This window comes from Christensenellaceae bacterium 44-20 (assembly GCA_041223705.1).
Classification (GTDB): Bacteria; Bacillota; Clostridia; order Christensenellales; family Christensenellaceae; genus QANA01.
In genome coordinates this window covers 155,992-176,221 of sequence record JBCLQU010000003.1, presented here as the reverse complement: position 1 = coordinate 176,221, position 20,230 = coordinate 155,992, and the positions used below count along the sequence as shown (strand labels likewise).

The 20,230-nt window shown below is 59.3% G+C and carries 17 protein-coding genes; 7 read left to right on the top strand and 10 right to left on the bottom strand.

The features are described 5' to 3' along the window. Positions 1 to 46 precede the first annotated feature (46 nt). The 5 genes from AALG83_09015 (at position 47) to AALG83_08995 (ending at position 4,809) form a co-directional block, all read left to right on the top strand. A complete protein-coding gene (locus AALG83_09015) occupies positions 47 to 811 on the top strand; it encodes an inositol monophosphatase family protein (GenBank protein MEY8383290.1) in 765 nt (254 codons plus the stop codon). A 525-nt stretch (positions 812 to 1,336) separates the two neighbouring features. Next, a complete protein-coding gene (locus AALG83_09010; GenBank protein ID MEY8383289.1) occupies positions 1,337 to 1,825 on the top strand; it encodes a GNAT family N-acetyltransferase in 489 nt (162 codons plus the stop codon). 377 nt (positions 1,826 to 2,202) lie between these two features. Next, complete coding sequence (locus tag AALG83_09005; protein MEY8383288.1) at positions 2,203 to 3,210, top strand: ParA family protein; 1,008 nt, start codon at positions 2,203 to 2,205, stop codon at positions 3,208 to 3,210. Next, the gene (locus tag AALG83_09000) at positions 3,207 to 4,091 is read left to right on the top strand and encodes an SIR2 family protein (protein MEY8383287.1); all 885 of its coding nucleotides are present in this window, start codon (positions 3,207 to 3,209) and stop codon (positions 4,089 to 4,091) included. The genes AALG83_09005 and AALG83_09000 overlap by 4 nt, the downstream gene beginning before the upstream one ends. A gap of 496 nt (positions 4,092 to 4,587) precedes the next feature. Then, a complete protein-coding gene (locus tag AALG83_08995) occupies positions 4,588 to 4,809 on the top strand; it encodes a hypothetical protein (GenBank protein MEY8383286.1) in 222 nt (73 codons plus the stop codon). Positions 4,810 to 4,838: 29 nt separating this feature from the next. Here the strand turns inward: AALG83_08995 and AALG83_08990 are convergent, their stop codons facing one another. The 3 genes from AALG83_08990 to AALG83_08980 form a co-directional block, all read right to left on the bottom strand. After that, on the bottom strand, positions 4,839 to 5,843 hold the full coding sequence (locus tag AALG83_08990; GenBank protein MEY8383285.1) for a ribose-phosphate diphosphokinase: 1,005 nt from the start codon (positions 5,841 to 5,843) through the stop codon (positions 4,839 to 4,841). Positions 5,844 to 5,918: 75 nt separating this feature from the next. Next, positions 5,919 to 6,764 (bottom strand): PHP domain-containing protein, encoded by an 846-nt coding sequence (locus AALG83_08985; protein MEY8383284.1) that lies wholly within the window; start codon positions 6,762 to 6,764, stop codon positions 5,919 to 5,921. Continuing rightward, entirely contained in the window at positions 6,755 to 7,153 is a 399-nt protein-coding gene (locus tag AALG83_08980; GenBank protein MEY8383283.1) for a thioesterase family protein, read from the bottom strand. Before AALG83_08980 ends, AALG83_08985 begins: the two co-directional genes overlap by 10 nt. A 918-nt stretch (positions 7,154 to 8,071) precedes the next feature. Here AALG83_08980 and AALG83_08975 point away from each other — a divergent pair. Then, positions 8,072 to 8,608 carry a hypothetical protein gene (locus AALG83_08975; protein ID MEY8383282.1) on the top strand — a complete coding sequence of 179 codons (537 nt, stop codon included), beginning with the start codon at positions 8,072 to 8,074 and terminating at the stop codon, positions 8,606 to 8,608. 432 nt (positions 8,609 to 9,040) lie between these two features. Here the strand turns inward: AALG83_08975 and AALG83_08970 are convergent, their stop codons facing one another. The 4 genes from AALG83_08970 to AALG83_08955 form a co-directional block, all read right to left on the bottom strand. After that, complete coding sequence (locus tag AALG83_08970; protein ID MEY8383281.1) at positions 9,041 to 11,398, bottom strand: hypothetical protein; 2,358 nt, start codon at positions 11,396 to 11,398, stop codon at positions 9,041 to 9,043. Between the two features lie 201 nt (positions 11,399 to 11,599). Next, on the bottom strand, positions 11,600 to 12,121 hold the full coding sequence (locus AALG83_08965) for a phosphatase PAP2 family protein (GenBank protein MEY8383280.1): 522 nt from the start codon (positions 12,119 to 12,121) through the stop codon (positions 11,600 to 11,602). Positions 12,122 to 12,896: 775 nt separating this feature from the next. Next, positions 12,897 to 13,772 carry an ATP-binding cassette domain-containing protein gene (locus tag AALG83_08960; GenBank protein MEY8383279.1) on the bottom strand — a complete coding sequence of 292 codons (876 nt, stop codon included), beginning with the start codon at positions 13,770 to 13,772 and terminating at the stop codon, positions 12,897 to 12,899. Continuing rightward, positions 13,747 to 15,132 (bottom strand): ATP-binding cassette domain-containing protein, encoded by a 1,386-nt coding sequence (locus AALG83_08955; GenBank protein MEY8383278.1) that lies wholly within the window; start codon positions 15,130 to 15,132, stop codon positions 13,747 to 13,749. The genes AALG83_08960 and AALG83_08955 overlap by 26 nt, the downstream gene beginning before the upstream one ends. 347 nt (positions 15,133 to 15,479) lie before the next feature. Between AALG83_08955 and AALG83_08950 the strand changes: the two genes are divergently transcribed. Further along, the gene (locus tag AALG83_08950; protein MEY8383277.1) at positions 15,480 to 16,040 is read left to right on the top strand and encodes a hypothetical protein; all 561 of its coding nucleotides are present in this window, start codon (positions 15,480 to 15,482) and stop codon (positions 16,038 to 16,040) included. A 75-nt stretch (positions 16,041 to 16,115) separates the two neighbouring features. Here the strand turns inward: AALG83_08950 and AALG83_08945 are convergent, their stop codons facing one another. The 3 genes from AALG83_08945 to AALG83_08935 all read right to left on the bottom strand — a co-directional run bounded on the left by AALG83_08945 (position 16,116) and on the right by AALG83_08935 (position 19,833). Beyond that, on the bottom strand, positions 16,116 to 17,651 hold the full coding sequence (locus AALG83_08945; GenBank protein MEY8383276.1) for an ABC transporter substrate-binding protein: 1,536 nt from the start codon (positions 17,649 to 17,651) through the stop codon (positions 16,116 to 16,118). 14 nt (positions 17,652 to 17,665) lie between these two features. After that, positions 17,666 to 18,508 carry an ABC transporter permease gene (locus tag AALG83_08940; GenBank protein ID MEY8383275.1) on the bottom strand — a complete coding sequence of 281 codons (843 nt, stop codon included), beginning with the start codon at positions 18,506 to 18,508 and terminating at the stop codon, positions 17,666 to 17,668. Positions 18,509 to 18,855: 347 nt separating this feature from the next. After that, positions 18,856 to 19,833, bottom strand: a complete 978-nt coding sequence (locus AALG83_08935) for an ABC transporter permease (GenBank protein ID MEY8383274.1) — start codon at positions 19,831 to 19,833, stop codon at positions 18,856 to 18,858. Positions 19,834 to 20,230: the final 397 nt, after the last annotated feature.

The following is a 20,230-nucleotide window of genomic DNA, read 5'->3' as shown; positions in this document are numbered from 1 at the left end:
GGCGCCAAAACGGGCGCGCTCTTCAAACGAGGGAAAGGATTTTATCATGCTGGAAGCCATCATTTCCGCCGTGCGCGAGGCCGGCAAAATTATGCTGGGCGCGCACGCCGGGCAGGAAGATATCTCGTCCAAACAGGGTAAGGCCAACTTCGTCACCAAATACGACGTGGCCGTGCAGCAGTTTTTGCAGGAGCGCCTGCAGGCGGCCTTCCCCCAGGCGGCATTTCTGGGCGAGGAGGGCGAGAGCAGCATCCTGCCCCGGCAGGGCGATGTGTTCATCGTAGACCCTATCGACGGGACGACCAACTTCATCACGGATTACCGCCACAGCAGCATCTCCGTCGGCCTGGCCCGGGATGGGCAGATGCAGGCCGGGGTGGTCTATAACCCGTATCTGGGCGAGGTGTTTGCGGCGGAGCGCGGCAAAGGCGCGTTTTTGAACGGCGCGCGCATTTCCTGCGGCAGCCGCGGCCTGGCTCAGGGCACAGTGGGCTTCGGGACTTCCCCCTATCACCCGGATTTGGCCGAGCCGACGTTTGATTTGCTCAAAAAGCTCTACGCCGTCTCGCTGGATATTCGCCGCAGCGGTTCGGCCGCGCTGGACCTCTGCTACACCGCCGCCGGCCGCACGGCGCTCTTTTTTGAGATGGTGCTCGAGCCCTGGGATTATGCCGCGGCCAGCATCATCATTTCCGAGGCGGGCGGCGCATGCACTCAGATAGACGGCAGCCCCATCACCCTGGGCAAGGGATGCTCGATTCTGGCCGGCAACCCCGCCGCCCGGGCGGATTTTTTCGCGATAGAGAAATAGGGGGAAGGCAGAAGGGCAAGGGCAATAGGTAAACATGGGGGCAAAAGGTCAAGGGCCACTCTTAGTCATGGGGGCACGGCCCCCATACCCCTTTTAGGGGATGAAAAAAGAGCGGCGCAAAGAAAGCCCGTGCGGCAGGCAGGGGCTTTTGGGCGAGCATACGAAATAAGGTCAAGGGCCTTGGGCTGACGTGGGGGCAAGCCCCCATACCCCCCCTTTTAGGGAAAAGGGAGAACGGGGAAGGAATGCCTGCGCGGCAGACAGAGAATGGGCGCAGCTATGGTTTCAAGGGCAAGGGCCTTGGGTTAGCATGGGGCGCAGCCTCCACACCTCCCTTTGCGGGGAATCATAAAAGGGCAAAGCGGGAAGAGGGTGCCGCCGCAGGGCATTTGCCCTTTGGCTGACTCATTGGCTGCTGGGCGGGCGGCAGGCTCTATCAATCGGCCGTGCGTGGCTCTCCGCAGGAGCGCGGCCTGGCAAGGCTTTGCGCGCCGCCATGCGGGTTTCTATTTCAAAGGAGTTGTTATGAAGCGACTGCAAACGCCGCGTTGCTTCCTGCTGCCGGTTTCTATTGGCGATGAGGAGGCTCTGCTGAGCCTTTATACCAGCGCTCAGGCCAGGGAGTTTTTAGGCGGCGCGCTGAGCGCCCCAAGAGCCCGGGAGAAAATTGCCCAGGTTCTTTCGGGCCAAGATGAGGTGTTCGCCGTGCGCCTGAAACAGAACGGCGCATTTCTGGGGCTGGTCTATCTGAACCCCTACTGCGGCACGCCCTTCTGCGAGATTTCCTATGAATTCCTGCCGGAGTTTTGGGGGCAGGGCTACGCCTGCGAAGCTTTGGACGAATGCCTGCGCTATTGCCAGGAAGAGCGCCGCGAAACGCAGGTAGTCGCGGAAACGCAGCAAAAGAATGCGGCTTCCCGGCGTTTGCTGGAAAAACTCGGCTTTGCGCAAAGCCAAGAGCTGGTGCGGTTTGGAGAGCGGCAAATCGTATACCATAAAAAGCTCAATCCATAAAAGCCCGGCAAACCTTCATTTGAAAAGGGCGCTGAGATTGCGCGAATGCCGGAATTGGGGAAACGAGCGGCGCAGGGAGCTGGTCTTGTTTTGGGGATACGGGGATTGCCCTCCGTATCCCCGTATTTATTTATCGCCAGAGAACCGCGCGCAGGGGGAATGGCAGCGCCAAACCTCTTGCGCGTTTTTAATGGATGCAAAAATAGGTTATAGCAGAAATTGTTTGGGAACTTTTTGTTGAATTGAGCTGAAATGTACGGTATAATGCGATCGAATTCATACCACATTTTGCCATATATCCATTAAATTGACACAACAGCCAGCATATAACGGAGAAGCTGGACAAGCGTTGTCTTGTTGTTGTGGGAGGGGAAGCTATGAAATCTGTTGCGATATTCAATAATAAGGGAGGCGTTGGCAAAACTACCGTACTATGCAACCTTGCGGGCTATTTATGCCAAAAAATGAAAAAGAAGGTTCTGGTTATCGACGCGGATCCGCAGTGCAACACCACCACCTACGTTTTGGATGAGGATTCCTTTTTCCAGGTTTACTATGAGCCCCGGCAATTTACGCTGAACGACATTGTCCTTCCTTTAAAGACGCGCGGCGCCTATATCGAGAAAGAAAAAATCAAGTTTTTGCATTCGGATGGCTTCGGGTTTGACGTGATCGCCGGCAGCCCAAAGCTTGCCACCAGCGAAGATTTTCTATCCGGCGACTGGAAGGATATCAAGGCAGGCGAGATTCGCGGCATCCGCTCGAACATGATATTTTTCGACCTGCTGAGAAAATGCGATACATACGACTATGTTTTTTTCGATATGGGGCCCTCTTTAGGCGCAATCAACAGAGCCATCCTTTTGGCCTGCGAGTTTTTTATTACGCCCATGTCTTCCGATTTATTCAGCATTCTGGCGCTGGAAAACATCAGCTTGTCTATCTCGGACTGGATGAAAAGATTTAACGATACCGTCCGCGGGCTATCCCCCGAAGATCGGGAGGGGCTCGAGGGGATGCAGGTTGCCTGCAAAATCAAGTTTTTGGGCTATATCTACCAGCAGTATATCACGCGGACTTCCAAGGGAAACAGGCGGATCGTGCGCGCATATGAGGAGATTCTCAAAAAGCTGCCGGGGAAGATAACCCAATTCTTGGTCGAGGAAATAAACAGGGACTACGATTCCGAAATTCCCTATGAAATTGGGTCCGTCCGCAATTTCTACAGCCTGATTCCCATGTCGCAGAGCTCCCATAAGTCAATTTTCACCCTGACAAGCGCAGACGGCATTGTCGGCGCGCACTATCAGAAGGTGAGAGAATACGAGCGTGTCATTCAAGAGATTGCAAAAAATATGTGCGCGAATATGGAGGCTCTGGGATGATAGCTTGGCCGGAAGAATTGATTGCTGATGTTGCTCGCCGCAAATGTGTACTATACCTGGGCTCCGGAGTTTCGGCTAATTCTGTGAGCAAAGACGACCCTGCCCGGCGCCCCGCAACCTGGGAAGCGTTTCTGCGCAATGTGCTGGTCAAGAAGAATGCCGATTTGGCGGGGCAAACGGACAGCATCGCGCAGCTGCTGGATCATCACGACTATCTGACTGCCTGCGAAATTATTGTAGACATTTTAAGCGATCAGGTTTTTGGGGAACTGGCTGCCGATGAGTTCCGGCGGCCCGGCTTCCAGCCAAGCGAAATCCACAACTTGATATATAGCCTGGATTCCCGCATCGTCATCACGCCCAATATCGATAAGATATACGAGCAGTGCGCCCAGACCAACTCTTTTGGCACGGTGGTTATCAAAAAATACTACGAAGAGATTGCGCCGTTTCTCAGGCAGTCCGACTATTTGGTGATCAAGGCGCATGGATGCGTGGACGATCCGCCGCATATTGTTTTTACGCACAAGCAGTACAATATCGCCAGATACCAATACGCCTCGTTTTATAGAGTGCTGGACGCACTTTTGCTGACAAACACGTTTATTTTCGTCGGCTGCGGCTTCTCTGATCCGGATATACAGCTGACGCTGGAAAACAGCAATTTCTCATTCCCAAACTGCAAGCCGCATTATTTCATTACTGCAAAAGAGATGATTCCCTCTGGAGTAGAAAAAAGCCTGCTGACCAACCGAAATATAAAAGTGCTTACTTACGACAATGCGGACGGGAGCCACAGCCAGCTGCTCGATGAGCTCAAGCAGCTGGCGCCGCTGGTAGAGGAGAAGCGCCAGGAATATTCCTGGAACGCAACCTGGTAGCATCAAAAACAGCGCAGAAAAAGAGGCCGTTGCGGCGGGCAACCCGCAACGGCCTCTTTTTCTATGGCCCCGGCTCAGGGGGCGGCAGGCAGGGCATGGGAGAGCATTTGCTTCCTGGCAGGCTGACCAACAGCGGCGCGTGCGGGGTGGACAGATTGCGCATTCCCATCATTCGGGTATCGCCCTCCGCAGGAGCGCGGGCGGCATAAGCCGCTTCTGCATCCCCATCATTCGGATGCTGAAAAGCAAGGTCAAGGGCGGATGGCTGACATGGGGCGCAGCCCCATACCCCATACTTTGAAAATAGGTCAGAGGGAAACCATTTGCACGGCGGGCACGCTATGCAAAGAGCATTCGTCCTCTGCCCGGCTTCCGACGGTATGGGCGGGATTGCCAGTTTCCACCGCCCCATCATTCGGGTGCTGAAAAGCAAGGTCAAGAGCGGATGGCTGACATGGGGCACAGCCCCATACCCCATATTTTGAAAATAGGTCAAATGGAAACCATTTGCACGGCGGGCACGCTATGCAAAGAGCATTCGTTCTCTGCCCGGCTTCCGACGGTGCGGGCAGAGACGACAGCCTCTACCATCCTGTCATTCAGGCACAGCGGCGCGGGCAGTTCGCAGAGAACGGGAGAGCATTTGCCCCCTGGCAGGCTGACCAACAGCGGCGCGTGCGGGGTGGACAGATTGCGCATTCCCATCATTCGGGTATAAAAAAGCTCCGGCAACCCGGAGCTTTTGGTTTATTTCTCGTCTAAAATCTTGGCCTCTTCCACGACCCTGCTGGGCACCTGGTCGAACAGCGTGGAAACCGAAACGCGCTCGTGAATGCGCAGCACCGCTTCCGCGAACAGCGGCGCAACCGAAACCGTTACCATCTTCTTGGAAGCCGTGATGAACGGGTTCTCGACGGTATCCGTGCTGATGAGCATCTCGATTGGGCTCTCTTCGATGCGCTTCACGCCCTTTTCCCGCAGCATGTTGTGCCCCAGGCAGGCCAGAATGCGCTTAGCGCCCTTGACTTTGAGCACCTTTGCGATATCCGCCAGCGTGCCGCCGGAAATCGTGAAGTCGTCGACGATCATGCAGTCTTTGCCGTCCACATCGCCGATGAGCTCCAAAATCTCGGCCTTTTCATCGTGGGCGACGCGCGTCTTATCCCCGATGGCCACGGGCGTTCCCAGGTAGTCTGCGTATTTGCGGGCGGTTTTTGCAAAGCCGGCATCCGGCGAGACCACCACCAGGTTTTCCGAAAGCCCCATGCCTTTGACGACTTCGCAGAGCATGGGCAGCGAATAGAGGTGATCCATGGGAATGCGGAAGAACCCCTGAACCTGCGGGCTGTGCAGATCCATCGTGATGACGCGGTCTGCCCCGGCCGTCTCGATGCAGTCTGCGCAGACTCTGGCGCGGATGGAAACTCTGGGCTCGTCCTTCTTATCGCCCTTGGCATAGCCGAAATACGGGACGATGACCGTAATCGAGCTGGCGCTGGCGCGCTTGAACGCATCGATCCAGAAGAGGATTTCCACGAGCTCGTTGTTCGGGTCCAGCCCGATGGGCTGAATCAGATACACATCGTGATCCCGCACCGTCTCCTGAATGCGCACGAAGATATTGCCATCGGAAAAGTGAATCACTTCGCTTTTGCCAAGATCCGTCCCCAGATATTTGCACATCTTTTTGGCAAAGGAGCCGCCCGTGCTCCCGGCAAATATCTTGATGATATTTCCTTGTTCCAAATGCATTTTCTACCTCTTAATCTCGCAAAAGAACCGCTGAATTTTCGTGGTTTATCACTTTCTAAGTATACCACAGCGCCATTACTTCTTCAACAGCTTTTGCCCATTTGCAAACAAAATTTGTACGGAGGAATCCACCTTGCCGCCGCCCCGGCGCTCTTTGCCCACAAACGTGCCTGGCCGGAAGGCGCCGTGGGCATCGCTGCCCTGGCTTATGAGCAGGCCCCTCTTCTGCGCCTCCTGCGCGAAATAGGCGCACTCCTCGTTCGTATGCAGGGGGTAGAAGGCCTCGATGCCATCTAACCCCTCGGCCATCAGCCTATCCAGCATGGCGGGGAAATCCTGGGCATAGGCCAGCTTGGGATGCGCCCAGACGGCCTTGCCCCCGGCGGCATGGATGAGGGCGATGGCTTCCTCCTCTCCCAGCCGGAAGCGCTCCACAAACCCCGCCCCGCCGCGGTTTAAAAACCGCGCGAAGGCATCCGGGATATCCGCGGCATAGCCTTTCTGCACCAGCTCGGCGGCGATATGCGGCCGGCCGATGAGGTTGCCGCCGGCGTGGGAACGGATGGCATCCAGGCTGATCTCGTACCCCGCCCGGCAGAGCTTCTCGGCCATCTCCTGCGCCCGGGTCTCCCGGCGCTCGGCCAGCATCCGGCAGGTTTTGGCGAAGTGCTCGTGCTCCAGATTGACGCCGTAGCCCAGGATATGCAGTTCCCCCGGGTATTTTACGGAAAACTCCACGCCCGGGACGGCCTGCACGCCCAGCTTCCCGGCCTCGTCCAGAAACTCCTGCACGCCTGTGATGCAGTCGTGATCCGTCAAGGCGGCGTGGGTCAGGCCAGCCTTTTGGCACTCCTGCGCCATCTGCGCCGGGGTCTGCGTGCCGTCAGAGGCGGTGGAGTGCATATGCAGGTCTACTCGCATTGCTTCTTGCTCTCGGCTTTGGCCATGAATTTGGCGCTGTCGATGACAAAGCGCTCGTGCTCGGCTTCGGCGACCTTTTCCGCCGCATCAAAGGCCTCGATGAAAAAGCTGAGTTTTCTTCTATCCACGGCTGTGAGCCTGGCCGTCACGCGCACCTGCATTCCCAGCGGCGTTGCGGCCAGGTGCTTGAGGGCGGCGAAGGTGCCCACGGTGGACTGCCCCTCCTCCAGCATGGGGGCGACGCTCTTCCAGGCGGCCTGCTCCATCAGCGCCAGCAGGGAGGGCGTGGCGAGCACTTCGGCCTGCCCGCTGCCCATTTGCCGGGCTGTCATGGATTCCAAAACTTCCGCTTCGATGGTATATTCTGTTCCGATTTTTAGTTCTGCCATTGTTTTGCTCCTCTGTTTTGCTAGGCATATTATAGCACGCTCTGCGGCCGATTGGTAGGGCGGGAGAGGGGAAAGGGTGTTAAGGGAAAGGTCAAGGGCCATGGGTAAACATGGGGCAGAAGGTCAAGGGCCACTCTTAATCATGGGGGCACAGCCCCCATACCCCCTTACTATATTATAATAAGGGGCTTGTGCGCCAAGAAAGCATGTTCGGTGGGCACATCATGAGAGAGCATTTGCTCTCTGGCAAACTGGCTTCCAGCGCCGCGTGCGGGAATGGCAGGTTTCTCATTCCTGGCAATCGAGTGCGGCGCGGCCCCCATACCCCATCACTATATTATAGTAAGGGGCTTGCGCGCCAAGAAAGCATGTTCGGCGGGCACATCATGAGAGAGCATTTGCTCTCTGACTGGCTGGTTTTTAGTAGCGCGTGCAGGAATGGCAGGTTTCTCATTCCTGGCAATCGGGTGCGGCGCGGCCCCCATACCCCATCACTATATTATAATAAGGGGTTTGTGCGCCAAGAAAGCATGTTCGGTGGGCACATCATGAGAAAGCATTTGCTGTCTGACTGGCTGGCTTTTAGTAGCGCGTGCGGGAATGGCAGGTTTCTCATTCCTGGCAATCGGGTGCCATACCCCATGGAATGACGCATTTGATTGGCGGGAAAATGCTGATATTTGGTCTTGACGCGATGATGGGAGGAAAAAAGGGCGGGATTTAGTCATGGGGCTTTGCCTCATGCCCCATAAAAAGGCGCATTTGACTGGCGGGAAAGTGTTACTATTTAGTCTTGACGCGGCGATGGAATCCGGGCGCGGAGATTGGCGCCCGCTCGGCGGCTCACCCGCTTGACGCGGTTTTCTCCCGGCCTTATACTAATATTATCCAGTTATTTTGATTTGCTCGGAGGCGGCCATGCCAAAACACATTCTCAGGATTTTAATTTGCGGATACGCCTGCATACTCTGCGCCGCCGCGGCGCTGGTCTTCGCCCTGCCCACGCTGGGCATTTCCGCCAACCGATATTCTTTTGCCTGCATTGCCTGTGCCGGGGCATTTGGCCTGATGGCCGTGCTGGGCGGGCATCTGAAGCGGGATTTCCGGCTTTGGCAAGGGCTGGCGCTGCTGCTGGGCGGCGTGATTTGGATTCTCTTTTCCATTCAGCCGGAATTTATCTGGTTTTCCGCGTTTTTCGGCCTGATGATGGCGCTGACCGGCGGGGCGCTGGCGTTTTTGCGGGGTGGCCGGTTTGCCGGGTATCTCGGCCTGGCTTACAGCACGATTTGCGCCCTCATGCTTTTTATGAGCGGCATCGCGCTCTACCTGGCCCGGGACGCTGTTTTCTCCGAGCTGACCTACCTTTTGCAGAGCTTTTTGGCTTTCTGCGCGTTTCTGCTCAGCGGCCTTTGCGTGTTCTTTCTCTCCAGGAAAAAGGGCAAGGACAATGGGTAGAAGGACCAAGGACGATTCGTAATCATGGGGGCAAGCCCCCATACCCCCTCACCGGGGTATGAAAATGGGATAGTGCGGAAAGAAGGCGCGTGCGGTGGGCACATCATGGGAGAACATGCGCTTTCTGACAAGCTGACTTTCAGCGGCGCGTGCAGAGATGAAAAATTTTGCGGTTCTATTATTCGGATGCAGAAGCGCGGGCAAGCACATGATGAGAGAGCATTTGCTCTCTGGCAAGCTGACTCTCAGCACCGCGTGCAGAGATGACAGATTGCTGCATCCCATCATTCGGGTATAAAAAACCAGCGGTGCCTCCGCTGGTTTTTTATTTATGAGAAGTTTTGAAAGCGCGTCTCGAATTTCTCTTCCGCACTGTTTTTTATCGTAAGGGGGTATGGGGCGCAGCCCCATGTTAACGAAAAGCCCTTTCCCTTACCCTCGCTTCCTCCTCCGCGCCCCGGCGCGGGCCAGCACCAAAGCGCTCAGCGTGAGCGCGCACAGCAATCCGACGCCCACCCAGAGCAGGCTGTGCAGCAGCTCCAGCCAAAGCCCGCTGGGCCGCACCTCTACCTGCACCGCCCGGGTTACCCGGCTGTAATTGCCCGTGTCGGCAGGGGTGTAGACCGCGGTGTAGCCCTGCGCGCCCAGGCGCAGCGCGGCATCCGGCTCGGCCCACGCCCAGCCCTCGGGCAGCGGGATATCTGCCAGCCTTTCGCCGGCCTTGTATTCCCGGGATTCCAGCTTGGGCGTGGAGACCACAGGCGAAGCCTTAGCCACCACCAGCGGCACTTCCCGGCGCACCACGCCGGCCCCGGCATCCCAGCCATCCTGGGCGGAGTAGTCGTAATTATCCGTATCCCTGGGCGTATACACGGCGGCGTAGCTCTGGCCGGAAGGCACGGGCACGGCATCCGGCTGCTCCCACGCCCAGCCTTCGGGCAGCGGGATATCCGAGAGCGCTTGCGCGGCGCTGTATTCCACGGGCTCGGGCAGGGGCGTCTCCACCTTGCCCACGCCCTTTTGCAGCTGCACGCGCACCCGGCGCACCACCGCGCCCCGGGCGGCATCCCAGCCCGAAACGCCGGAGTAGTCGTAATTTTCCGTATCGGCAGGGGTATAGAGCATATCGAAGCTCTGGCCGTCTTCCTCCCAATCCAGCATGAGACTGCCGTTTACAAAGGCAAAACTGCCCGGCTCGCCCGTCTGCTCAAACACCGCAGAGCCGAGCGGCTCGCCATAGCGCACCTGGGCAGTCTCCGGGAACTGCACCTCCCAGACCAGCGCAGGCAGCACCCTCAGCGGCACTTTGCGCGTCAAAATCTGCTGGTCAGAGCCGTTCCAGGCGTAATCCTCCGGGTGATCCGGCAAAAAATCCACCGAGATGAGCGCGCCGTTATCCAGGGCATCCGGGCGGGAATCCAGGCTCTCCCGGCTGCTGACCACAAAGCGCCCCAGGCCGTTGCCGCCGGCCAGCTCGGCCTGCCCCAGCTTTTGGCCATAGACGACCACGGCCTCCTCCGGGAACTGCACCCCGGTTCCGGGGTAATCCGAAGCGGCAGCGTCAAAGACGCTCCTTTCGGCGCATTGGCGCTGATAGAGCGTGAGCGTCTGCTCCTGGGCATCGCAAATCCACCAGCAGAGCGGCTGGCCCTGGGCATCCCGGCCCAGGCAGACGGCCTGATTCTTCAGACACCCACACCCCCCCCCGGTGCTCAAAACCGAATGTTCACACCAGGAGGCGGCCAGTGCCTCGGCCTGCGCAAAGACCAGCGGGTTTTGCAGTTTCTTGTTGCGGTGCAAGGGCTCCGTCGCCCGGGCAAAAGCCTCGCCCTGGGAGGCGGGCGTCTCCATCCAGATGCTCCAGCGATAGCCCGAAAGGCGCTCGGCCTGCTGGCCCAGCGCGCCGATGGGCAGGGCGATTTCCTGCTGGCCGTCCGAGCAGATACGCTGGGCGGCCATGAGCACGGGGGCATCGCTCTTTGATTGGCCGGCATAGGCGCAGAACACGACGTATGCGTCTTTTTTGGCGTTTTGCATACCGCTTATCAGGATAACCCCATCCTGAACGCGGCAGGAGGAGAGGGAGAAGGCGGTCTCGTCCAGCGTTTTGAGATACAGCCCGCTTTGGCCCGCATCCTCCGCACACAGCGCGCCGCCGTTTGCCGCGATGCCGGCGGCATCGGCCATGGCCCCAAAGGATACGCCTTCCAGGTTCACCCGGCAGACCGCCGCGACGCCCCGCTCTTCCCGCAGCTGCCCGGCCAGCACCTGGCCGTCTGCGCTGGCAAACAGCGCCTGCTCCCGGCCGGCAGACGCGCGCAGCCAGGCCCCGTTTTCCCCGGCGGCCCAATAATCCCGGGGGATGAGCAGGGCGGCATCTTCCTCCCCGCCGCCCAAAAAGGCATCCGGCGCCCAGGAGATTTGCCCTGCGGCCGCATCCGCCGCCGGGAGATAGAACACGTCCTCTACCTGCTCGGTCTGGCCGGTTTTTTCGTTTTGCACCGCGACGCTGGTGCTCAGCAGGGCAGAGAGCTCTCCGGAGGTGAAATGCGCCTCAAAGGGAGCGGCGCTCTGGCCGGGGGCGGACTGGGCGGCGAAGTTCTTGCTCCCGCCGGAGCGCAGGCCGCCGTTCAGATAGGCCCGGATATCGCTTCGGCCATAGTGGCTGGCAAAGGCAGGCTGCCAGAGCGGCTCGCCCCCGGCAAGGGCCTGGGCGGGAAAAAGCGCAGCGCAAAGCAGGGCGCAAAGCGCCCAGGCAAGTGCTCTGTTTTTCCAGCCGCGTTTTTTCAAGGCAGATTGCTCCTCACCGTTATTTGTGCTTTTATTTTAGCCGCCCGGGCCGCAAAAAACAAGAGCTCCCGGCGGCTCTGGGGCCTCCGGGAGGTTTCAAGTTTGTAACATATGCTCAAATTCGCAAAAAAAGGCAAACTAAGGCCGCAGCGCGGCGTTCCTCTGCGGCCTTCCCTTCCCAACCGAAACTTTATTTTCAGTTTAAAACAAAAATTTCCACATATCCAGCATTTTAAAGCCCATATAGCCAAAGCCGGACCCCAGCAGAACCCCAGCCAGGACATCCGACGGGTAGTGCACATACAGATACATCCTGGAAAAGGCGATGAGCGCCGCCAAAACCAGCGCGATGCTCCCCAGATGCCGCTCGGCCAGAAACAGCGCCGTGGCCGCGGCGAAGGAAGTCAGCGTATGCCCAGAGGGAAACGAAGCATCCCTGGGCGCCCGGATGATGAGCTCCAATTCCGGCCGCTTGGCAAAGGGCCGCGCCCGGCGGAACACCGGTTTTAAGATGAGGTTGCCCACCACAAGCCCCATGGAGAGCGCCAGCGCCATAGAAAGGCCGGCCATGCGGTAGCGGGCCGTGCACAGGAAAACGCCGATGGCGCAAAGCCAGATGAACCCGCCGTTGCCCAGCGCCGAAATGAGCGGCATGAGAAAATCGCCCAGCACACAGCGCAGGTGCTTATGGATATAATCCAAAATAGAAAGTTCCAGCTTCAATTCTTCCTCCAGTGCACAGCGTTCGGCCATTTGCGGCCGTGGCATTATCATATCACAAGTTTTTCGCCCCGGCAAGCCTTTGGCAAACATCGGAAAAAAGGGGAAAGGCAGGGGTAATCATGGGGGCAAAGGTCAAAGGCTTTTCTTAGCCATGGGGGCAAGCCCTCATACCCCTTTACACTATATAGAGTAGGAGCGTACAAAGGGAGGCTTATGCGGCGCATCTTGCAACGGCTCCAGCGGTTTCTCTCGCCCGGGTTAGAGATGGGGCAAAAGCGGAAGGTCAAGGGCCGCTTCTAGCCATGGGGGCAAGCCCCCATACCCCATTACACTATAATAGAGTAGGAGCGTACAAAGGGAGGCTTATGCGCCGCATTTTGCAACGGCTCCAGCGGTTTCTCCCGCCCAGGTTAGAGATGGGGCAAAAGCGGAAGTTCAAGGTCAAGGGCTGCTTTTAGCCATGGGGGCAAGCCCCCATACCCCCTTACTATTATCATAATGGGATTGTGCGGAAAGAAAGCGCGGGCGGGGGCAGAGAATGGGAGAGCATTTGCTCTCTGACAAACCGGCTTTCAGCGCCGCGTGCGGGAATGGCATTTTTCCCATTCCTGGCAATCGGGTGCGCCGTGCCCCCATGATGACCCATTGACCTTGACCTTGGGCGCGCACTCACACCCGCCGGGTGTGAACATTATAGCATCCTGCCGCCAGAGCGCAACAGTATTTTTGCGGAATATTTTTTTAAGATTAGCAAAAATCGCTTTAGCTGGCACTTTTACGCTTCCGGGGCCAGCCAGAAATGCCCGGGGGAGTGCTCCTGCCAGCGGCCGGCGGGAGCGGAGGGCAGCGGCAGAAGGGGCGGGATGGGAACGGCGGGATCCGGCGCGGGCTGGCAGGCCAGCAGGCGGCGCGTATACGGATGCAGGGGGCAGGAAAAAACCTGCTGCGCACTGCCCAGCTCCACCAGCCTGCCCTGCCACAGCACGCCCACCCGCCGGCAGATTTTGCGCACCAGGCCCAGGTCGTGCGCAATGAGCAGGCAGCCCTGCCCTGCCGCCGAAAGCTTTGCAAACAGCGCGGCCAGCTGCGCCTGCGCCGGGGCATCCAGCGCCGAGAGCGGCTCATCCGCCACCAGGTAGCTGGGCCGCATGGCCAGAGCCCGGGCGATGGCGACGCGCTGACGCTGGCCGCCGGAAAGCTCGGACGGATAGCGGGCAAGCAACTCCTCCGGCAGGCCGACCGCACCCAGAAGCTCTGCCGCGCGCTCTTTTGCCCGGCCTTTTGACCCAAGCGTATGCGCGATGGCAAAGGGCTCGCAGAGAATCTGCCAGACCTGCATGCGCGGGCTGAGGCTGGCAGAGGCGCTCTGAAAGAGCATCTGCACCTGTTTTTGGCGGGCTTTCCGCTGTTTTGCCGAAAGGAGGCGGACGTCTGCGCCCTGGTAGAAGAGCTGGCCGGAGGCGGGCTGATACAGCCCTGCCAGCAGGCGGCCCAGCGTGGATTTGCCCGAGCCGGATTCGCCCACCAGCGCAAAAATCTCCCCGGCATACAGCCGCAGGCTCACGCCGAGAAGCGCGCACACCTGCCTGCCCCGGCGGGAAAAGGAATGCGAAAGGCCGCGCAGTTCAAATATGGGGGTCTGGTTCTGCAAGATATCCCTCCTCTATCACGACTTTGCCCTGCCGCACCCGGACGGGCGGGGGCTGGGGACGGCGGATGGCCGCCCAGTGTGTCTGGCTCAGATAGAACCGGGGCTCGGACGGGGCCTCGGCATTGGCCTGGGGGTCCGCCTGCTCCGGCTGGTCTATACGGCTATTCTGGGGCAGAGCGGCGCCGGGCGGCTCTTTCGGCGCTTGTTCCGCAAAAAATTGCTCTGGCTGGACGGACGGCGCGCAGTCTAGCGGGGCATGGGCAGCGCCTCCCGCTTGCAACACATGTCCGGCAAAACCGGCCGAACAGGCGGCGCTGACCGGAGCGGGGCTTTCCTGCGTCTCCGGCACAGTTTGGGCAAGCCGGGCGGCAGGCTTGGACGCACATTCCCGCTTTTTTGCGGCACCGAGAACAGGCTCTGCCCCGGGCAGAGTGCTGGCGGGGGCGTTTTGGGCAGGCACCTGCTCAGGCGAGGCCGTGCCCGCCGGAGGTGCGGAGCAATCGGCCAAAAAGCGCTGGGATTCGGCGCCGGCCGGCAGGGACGGGATTTGCCAAAGGAGCCCTGCACCCGCTTCCCACGGCATCTGCTCTGCTCCAGGCAGGGCGGCCAGCAGGCTCCAGGTATAGGGGTGAGCGGGCGCATAGAGCACCTCCTCCGCCCGGCCCTGCTCCACGAATCTGCCTGCGCGCATGACGGCGATGGCATCTGCCAGCTGGGCGGCCACGCCAAAATCGTGCGTAATCAGCAGCATGGCCATGCCAAGCTCCCGCTTGAGCCGCGCCAGCAGCTGCAAAATCTCGGCCTGCACCGTCGCGTCCAGGGCGGTGGTGGGCTCATCGGCGATGAGCAGTTTTGGCTGGCAGGCCAGTGCCACGGCCAGCGCGGCGCGCTGGAGCATACCACCCGAGAGCTGGTGCGGATAGGCGAAATAGCAGGTTCGTTCCAGCCGGACCAGCTCGATTAGGCGCATCGCCCGCTCCTTCGCCCCCTTTTTGCCCGCCTTTTCGTGCACCAGGATGGCTTCGGCAATCTGCGCGCCGATGGAAAAGGAGGGGCTCAGCGCCAGGTGCGGCTCCTGGAAGAGATAGGCCATCTGTTTTCCCCGGATTTGGCGCATGGCTTTTTCCGAAAGGCCCAGCAGTTCCCGCCCTTCCAGCCGGATGCTGCCCTGCGCCCGGGAGCTGCCCGTGCACAGGCGCATGAGATTGCGGCAGAGCACGGTTTTGCCGCAGCCCGACTGCCCGACAATGGCCAGCGTCTCTCCCGGCTGCACGCAAAGCGAGACCCCGTCTACCGCCGCGAAGGGCCCGGACGGGGTTTCAAAGCTGACTTTGAGATTTTCCACTTCCAGCAGTGCCATAGTTCTCCTTTCTACACCCGAATGACAGGACGGCAAAACCTGTCAGTCCCGCACGCGATGCCGGAAACTGGTTTGCCAGAGAGCAAATGCTCTCCCATGCTGTGCTTGCAAAAGGGCTGGAGATGACATGGGACCCATGGATATATATCTATATAGTAGAAAAACGTGGAACTGGCAGGTTTTGCCGCTCCACCGCTTCCGCACAAAAGGCTACGGGCATTTCGGAAATGTCCACCCGTGCATAGGCCTTTCGGCTGCGCTTATCTTTTCTCCCACATTTTGGCGCAAAATCCAATTATATATGCTAAACTAGTAGTATCTTACTTAATACATAGAGAGAAAACATAATGATTTACGAGAGCCACCCATGGAAACAAGATCTGATCCGTCGAAAGAATTTAATTTTGAAACATAATACATCCGAATATTTTCACAAAAACTACGATCACACCTATGTCATTATTGAAAAGGCTATTTTTTATTCTGCATTTATTATCCGAAAGCTTATTGATTGTGGCGGCAAGTTAAGTAACGAAGCAGACAAATACTCTCTTGATGTTTTTTCCATTAGGCCACTTAAGCGCATTGATCGCTTACATCGTTGGCCAGAAGACGATAGCCATGATTGGCATAATGAAAAAAAGCTCTCGGTTTCAGGAAAAAAGCTTTGTAATTCATTAATGCATTCTTTCTTGTTCTTTATTACGCTAAATGAAAACAATGTTGTTGAAAGTTTTTTCGTTTCATCAGACTATGACAAAAACAAATTTCTATATCGAGTTCCTTTGCATGAATGGGTAAAATACATTAATTTTATTGCTACGGATAATATTGCGCAACTAGAAATCCGCTATAGTTCTAAATATGATGACTATATTTTATCTAAGAAGCGCGGAAAAATAAAGTAATTATTAATGTTTAAAAATTTTTGGGGTGTTAGGGACTTTTTCCAAAAAGCCCCTAAGTCCTCGCCCTTTTGCCCCCTAATCCAGCTCCCACTCGGCGACGTTCCAGAAAATGCCCACGCCGTGGTGCCCCAGAACAGTATCCTCGCAGATGCCCTTCAGGCCGGGCACAGCGACGTAGACCGCGTCTACATATGCCAGAAACGTATAGGGCGGGTTGGCCGCCAGCGCTTCCTGAAACTCCGCGTAAAGCCGCAGGCGTTCCTGCCCGTCGCCCGTCTCCCGGGCCTGGCGGAGCAGCTCATCCACCTTCGCATCCGAATAGCCGCTGTAGTTGGCGCCTTTGCCCGTGCCAAAGACTTTATAGGTGTGGTCGTCCGGGTCGAAGGGGCTGCCCCAGCCGATGAGATAGGCTTCCTGCCCTGCCCAGTCCACCTGGGCATCCACCTGCACGCGCACATCCGCGCCAATCTCCCGCAGCTGCTGGGCGCAGAGATTGCTCATATCGATGCGCACCTGGTCGCCCTGGCCGTTGTGGATGACGAACGCCAGCCGCTCGCCGTCCTTCTGATAGAAGCCATCCTCGCCCCGGCTCCAGCCGGCCTGCTCCAAAAGCTGCATGGCCTTCTGCGGGTCGTACTCATATTTTTCCACATCCGGGTTATGATACGGCCCCTTTTGCAGGGGAGAATAGGCAGCCTCGCCGCTGCCCCGCAGAACCGTATCCACGATGGCCTGGCGGTCTACTGCGCAGCTTAAAATCGCCGGAAGCTCTGGGTGGCTTGCGAAAAAGGCGCTGTTAAAGTTGTATAGAATGCCGCGGTAGTCTGCGGTCTGCATCTGATAGAGGGCATAGTCGCCGCTGCCCCGGAACAGCTCGGCATCCTCGGGAGTAACCTGCGCCAAAGTCAGCTCGCCGCTTTGCAACTGCAAGGCCCGGGCCCGGGAATCCTCCACAATCTTGAAAATAATCCTCTCGATTTTGGGCGCGCCCCGGTGATACTTCTCGCTGCGCACCAGCGTGATGCTCTGCCCCGCATCCCAGCTTTCCAGCCGGTAGGGCCCGGCGCCCACGGGATGCTGATTGAAGCCGTCTGTGGCCAAATCCTTGCCCTCCAGCAGGTGCGCAGGCAGAATGCCCATGGTCAGGTAATCCAGCATGGCGACGTTGGGCGCGGAAAGCTCAATCTCCAAAGTGAAGTCGTCCGGCACGCGGATGGCGGTGATATCCTCGTAGTTGGAGGCGTTTTCCGAGGCGTTGGCTGGGTCCATAATGGCCTCCAGCGTGAACTTGGCGTCCGCCGCCGTCAGCTGGACGCCGTCGTGAAAATACACATCGCGGCGCAGGTGGAAGGTGTAGGTGTTGGTCGCCTCGTCGAACTCCCACCGCTCGGCCACATCCGGAATCACCCGGTTATCCTCGCCGTGCGCCGTCAGCCCGGCAAACAGCAGAAGGTTGATTTCGCCGTGCTCATACAGCGCCGGGTTGATGGCTGTGTAATCGCCGCTGCCGTAGACCAGGGTTTTGGGGGAATCCTGCGCAGGGGCCTGCCCGCAGGCCGCCAGGCTCACCGCCAGCAATGCGGCCAGAAAAAGTGCTAAAAATTTCTTCATATAACGTTTCCTTTCTATTGAGAGGGGCGGCGCAGGGCGTCTGCAAGCCGCAGGAAGCTGAGCAGGCAGAGCACCAGCAATGCCCCGGGAATGAAAATCATCCACCACTGCTCTGTGAGCAGGGCGCGCTCGGAGGCCTGAAGCAGGCTGCCCCAGGAGACGGCCTCCACCGGCAGGCCGATGCCAAGAAAGCTCAAGGTGGCCTCCAGGCCGATGGCCCCGCCGATGCCGCTCACCGCCTGGAACGCGATGGAGGAGAAAAAGGCCGGGGCGAAGTGCCGGAAAAGCAGGTAGAAAAACCCGCCGCCCATGCTCCGGGCGGCCAGGATATACTCCCGCTCCCGCAGGCCGCGCACCTCGGTGCGCACAATTTTGGCGATTTCCATCCAGCTCGTCCCGCCGATGACCAGGCAGAGCGTCCAGATATTCGCCGGGCCCAGGGCGGCTTGCAGGAGGATGGCCAGCAGAATGCCGGGCAGGCTGAGCAGCAGCTCAGCGCCCCGCAGGAGCAGCTGCTCCAGCCAGGCCGGGCAGAGGGCCGCCAGGCAGCCATACGCGCTGCCGATGGCCGCGGAGAGCGCCGCCGCACCCAGGCCGATGAGCAGGGAAGCGCGGCCGCCGTGCAGGAGCATGGCCAGCACATCCCGGCCCAGGGCATCCGTCCCCAGCAGGTGCGCCGGGCCCGGGGGCTGGGCCGCCGCGGCATAATCCATATGCCCCGCATCGCCTGGGGCCAGCACATCTGCCAGCAGGCAGAGCAGGGCCAGAAGCCCCAGAAAAACCAGGGCAGGCCAGGGCGGCCTGTGGGACGCGCCGGGGCGCGGGCGCCTAGAAGAATGCCAAAACTGCCTAATCATGCCGCGCCTCCTCTCTTTTTTGGTATCCGCTGGGAAGAGGGCGCCACAGGCTTGGGCGCAGACACAGGGCGTGCCCGGCCAAGCCGCCGCGCTTTCTCTCCCCGCGCAGGGGGCAGGCCGAAAGGGGCAGCGCATGTCGGCCAAAGCGCCAAATCAGGCCGAGGAGCGAAGGCTCTGCCGGGCGGGGCAGCCACCCAGTTATACCGCGCCCGCTCTCTTCCTCGCGCGCAGATGCGCCGGGCTTGGGGCTAAGCCGCTGATATTTAGAGGAAGGCAGGAGCCGCAGACGCAGGCCATGTTGCGGCCGACGCAGGTTCCGGCCTTGTTTTTCTGCTTGCCAAAGGTGCTTACTCATGCCGCGCCCCCTCTCTTCGCCGGCGCGGGTCTGCCCAGGCCGAGAAAAGCTCGGCCAGCAAACTGCAAAGCACCACCAGCGCTCCCGTCAGCACGCAGAGCACCAGCAGGAGGTTATAATCGTGATACTGAGCGGCCTCGAAGCAGAGCGCCCCAAGGCCGGGGTAGGAAAACACCTTCTCCACCACATACGCCCCGCCTGCCAGATGCGGCACGGCCAGGGCAGCCATGGCCAGCAGGGAGGGCAGGATGGCCCGAAGGCAGTGCCGGTATAGAATGCGGCGGCGCGGGACGCCCTTTGCCCGCAGAAACAGGACGTATTCGCTCTCCAGCTCGCCCAGCAGGCGGCTGCGCACGAGATAGGCGTAGTGCCAAAAGTGCCCCAGGGCGATGGTGCACGCGGGCAAAACCAGATGCCGCAGGCGGCCCAGGGCAGAGCCCGCCGCCCCGATGGGGTAGGCCCCGCTGCTGGGCAGCAGGCCCAGGCGCACGCTGAACACCGCGATGAGCAGCAGCGCCAGGAAGAACACCGGGATGCAGGAGAGCGCCGCACCCAGGCGGCAGAGCAGGCGGTCTGCAAAGCTGCCAGCATGAGAGGCGCAGTAGATGCCCAGCGGGACGGCCAGCGCGAAAGTCAGCAAAAAGGACGCGCCGCCCAGCACCAGCGTATTCTGCCAGCGCCCGCCCACCACGACCAGCACATCCTGCTTATACTGGAAGGAGATGCCGAAATCCCCCGAAAGCGCGTTTTTCACCCAGATGACAAACTGCGCCGCCAGGGGCTGGTCCAGCCCCAGCTTATGCTCGGCCGCCGCCCGGGCCGACGGGCTCATGCGCTCCACGCTCTGGCCGTAGTAGGCGCGGAGCGGGTCGCCCGGGGCCAGCCGGGAGAGGAAAAACACCGCCGCGACCAGCAGGAAAAACAGCAGCAGCATTTGCGCGGCTTTGGCCGCTATCGTTCGGGTTTTCATGGCTTCTCTCCTTTCTTTGGACTTGGGGAAAAGGGCAAGGGCGGTGGGCAATCATGGGGGCAGGAGCTCTCTTTGCCGTGAAGAAAAAGGTCAAGGGCCTTGGGCTAACATGGGGGCAAGCCCCCATACCCCCTCACTGGGATAATAGAATGGGATAGTGCGGAGGGAAAGCACGTGCGGTGGGCAGAGCACAACGCGGGAGAGTATTTATTAGTTGACAAATCGGCTCTCGGCGGCGCGTGCAGGCAGGCGCATAATGAGCGAGCATGTGCTGCCTGACAAACTGGCTTTTGGCGCCGCGTGCGGCAACGGCAAATTTCACATCCCCAGCAATCGGGTACAGCGACGCGTGCGGGCAAGCACAGCACGGGAGAGCATTTGCTCCCTGACAAGCCGA